We start from the raw sequence: 2548 nt of genomic DNA, 5'->3' as shown, positions 1-2548 counted from the left end.
CCCCCTCGGACCCACGCCGCGCTACACCGTGATCCCGCGCTGGGGTTTGGCCGACCGGGTCGAGCAGGCGCCGGCGGCCGAGGCGGCGGCACCGTCCGGGCCGTCGGCGCAGATCGTTCGCACTTCGTCCTTCGTGGGCGTGCTGGTGCTCAGCATCGCCGCCCTGGTCTACGTGGTGCGCTACGTGCTGCTGGTGATCAACCGGAACACCTTGCTGAACACGTGGGTGGCCATCGGCGCCGACTGGCTCGGCGTGCTCGCCAGCGTAGGCGCCGGCGCGGCGGTGATCGCCGCCGCCGTGCTGCTGATCCGCTGGATGATCGCGCGCCGCGCCGCCGTGTTCGCCCATCACGGTCTGCCCGAGCCGCGTTCCACGCGGGCGCTGTGGGCCGGCTGCGTCGTGCCGCTCGCCAATTTGCTGTGGGCGCCGGTGTACGTGATCGAGCTGGCGCTGCTCGAGGAGCACTACGCCCGGCTGCGCGGCACCGTCCTGCAGTGGTGGGTGGCGTGGGTTTGCAGCTACGCCGTGTCCATCGCCGCCATTGCGACCAGCTTCGCCACCGACGCCCAGGGCATCGCCAACAACACCGTGCTGATGGTCTTCGCGTACCTGTTGGCGGCCGCCACGCTGGCCGCCGCGACCCGCGTCTTCGAGGGATTCCAGCGCAAACCCATCGCACGTCCGGCGCATCGCTGGGTCGCGGTTCCCGAGGACGGGCCCGCCGCGCCGGCGTCGGCCGACCCAGTTGAGTTGAAGGGGCAGGAACCGGCAGCATAGGGGTATGACGTGGGCCGACGAGGTGCTCGCCGGGCATCCCTATGTCGTCGCCCACCGCGGCGCTTCGGCGGCGCGGCCCGAACACACGCTGGCCGCCTACGACCTCGCGCTCAAAGAAGGCGCCGACGGCGTCGAATGCGATGTGCGGCTGACGCGCGATGGCCACCTGGTGTGCGTGCACGACCGCCGGCTGGACCGGACCTCGACCGGCGCGGGCTTGGTCAGCACCATGACCCTCGCCGAACTGCGCGAGCTCGAGTACGGGGCGTGGCACGACAGCTGGCGCGAGGACGGCACGCACGGCGACACCAGCTTGTTGACGCTGGATGCGCTGGTCTCGCTGGTGCTGGATTGGCATCGGCCGGTGAAGCTGTTCATCGAAACCAAGCACCCGGTCCGCTACGGGTCGTTGGTCGAGACCAAGCTGCTCGCCGCCCTGCATCGGTTCGGCATCGCCGCGCCCGCGTCGGCTGACCGGTCCCGTGCGGTGGTCATGTCGTTCTCGGCGTCCGCGGTCTGGCGGATCCGGCGGGCCGCCCCGCTGCTGCCGACGGTGCTGCTCGGCAAGACCGGGCGGTACCTGACCAGCGGCGCGCCCACCGCCATCGGCGCCACCGCCGTGGGGCCTTCGCTGTCGACGCTGAAGGAGTATCCCCAGCTCGCCGACCGGGCCATCGCCCAGGGCAGGGCGGTCTACTGCTGGAACGTCGACGATTACGAGGACATCGATTTCTGCCGCGAAGTCGGGGTGGCCTGGCTGGCCACCCACCACCCCGGTCGCACTAAGGCGTGGTTGCAGGGCAACCGCGCCGGCGACGGCAGCGGCTAGCCCGGCCGTTATTGCGGTTCGTCCACCGCGGCGGGGGGCAGCGGCGCATCGGAAGCCAGCGCCTGGAACAGGCGGGCGGCCGCGTCGTGATTCCAGACCACCACCGAGCCGGCGTCACCGCTGGTGAACTGACCGATCGGCACGGTCATGGTGGTGGTCGACCCATGCAGCGCCCAGCCGAGCCGGGCCAGATCCCAGGCGTGGTCGCCGCGGTCGACGGTCAGCGCGTCGGCGGCCGCCCGCGGCACCGCATACCAGCGCCACGGGTTGAGCCACACCGCGGCGCTCGCGGCCCGATGCAGCAGCGCCGCCACGAACTGACGCTGGTTGACCATCCGGTCCAGGTCGGCGCGGGGTGTGTCGCGGGACCTAACGTAGCCCAGCGCGTTGCGCCCGTCGAGGGTCTGGCAACCCGCCGGCAGGTCGATGCCGGCCAACGGGTCGTTGAGCGACGTCGTCGGGCACACCGTCACCCCGCCCAGCGCGTCCACCAGGCCGGCGAACCCGCCGAACCCGATCTCCGCGTAGTGGTCCAGGCGCAACCCGGTGGCCTGTTCCACCGTCCGCACCAGCAGCGGCGCCCCACCCATCGCGAACGCGGCGTTGATCTTGTCCTTGCCGTGCCCCGGGATCGGCACGTAGGAGTCGCGCGGTATCGACACCATCGTCGTCTGCGCTGCGGATCCGATGCTCGGCACGTGAACCAGCAGGATCGTGTCGGTACGCCCGTTACCGATGTCGCCGCCCGTGGCCAGGTCTTGTTGCTGTTCGGCGGTGAGGGCTTGGCGACTGTCCGATCCGACGACCAGCCAGTTGGTCCCCCGGCCGGCCGCGGGCCGGTCCGGATAGTCGGCCAAAGCCTCCTCGCGGTGCAGTTTGGTGTCGAACCAGATGGCCCCGGCGACGGCGCCCGCGCCGAGCAGCAGCGCCCCCACCAGCAG

General features: G+C 71.4%; 3 protein-coding genes. 2 read left to right on the top strand and 1 reads right to left on the bottom strand.

The features are described from left to right. Positions 1-778, top strand: a 778-nt coding sequence (locus DQP58_RS26500; protein ID WP_205869555.1) for a DUF4328 domain-containing protein, incomplete at its 5' end; no start/stop codon positions are given. Positions 779-782: 4 nt separating this feature from the next. Further along, positions 783-1607 carry a glycerophosphodiester phosphodiesterase gene (locus DQP58_RS26495; RefSeq protein ID WP_112710979.1) on the top strand — a complete coding sequence of 275 codons (825 nt, stop codon included), beginning with the start codon at positions 783-785 and terminating at the stop codon, positions 1605-1607. Positions 1608-1615: 8 nt separating this feature from the next. On the opposite strand, the gene DQP58_RS26490 is transcribed toward DQP58_RS26495, so the two are convergent. Further along, a partial coding sequence (locus tag DQP58_RS26490; protein WP_240630174.1) for an LCP family protein occupies positions 1616-2548 on the bottom strand: 933 nt, incomplete at its 5' end.

Origin of the sequence: Mycobacterium colombiense (genome assembly GCF_003284975.1) — a bacterium.
In the GTDB taxonomy this organism is placed as follows: domain Bacteria; phylum Actinomycetota; class Actinomycetes; order Mycobacteriales; family Mycobacteriaceae; genus Mycobacterium; species Mycobacterium europaeum_A.
This window is presented reverse-complemented; position numbering and strand designations above follow the sequence as displayed.

Excerpts from the sequence above, each read along its gene's own strand:
- DQP58_RS26495 (WP_112710979.1), top strand. The coding sequence starts at position 783 with ATGACGTGGGCCGACGAGGTGCTCGCCGGGCATCCCTATGTCGTCGCC.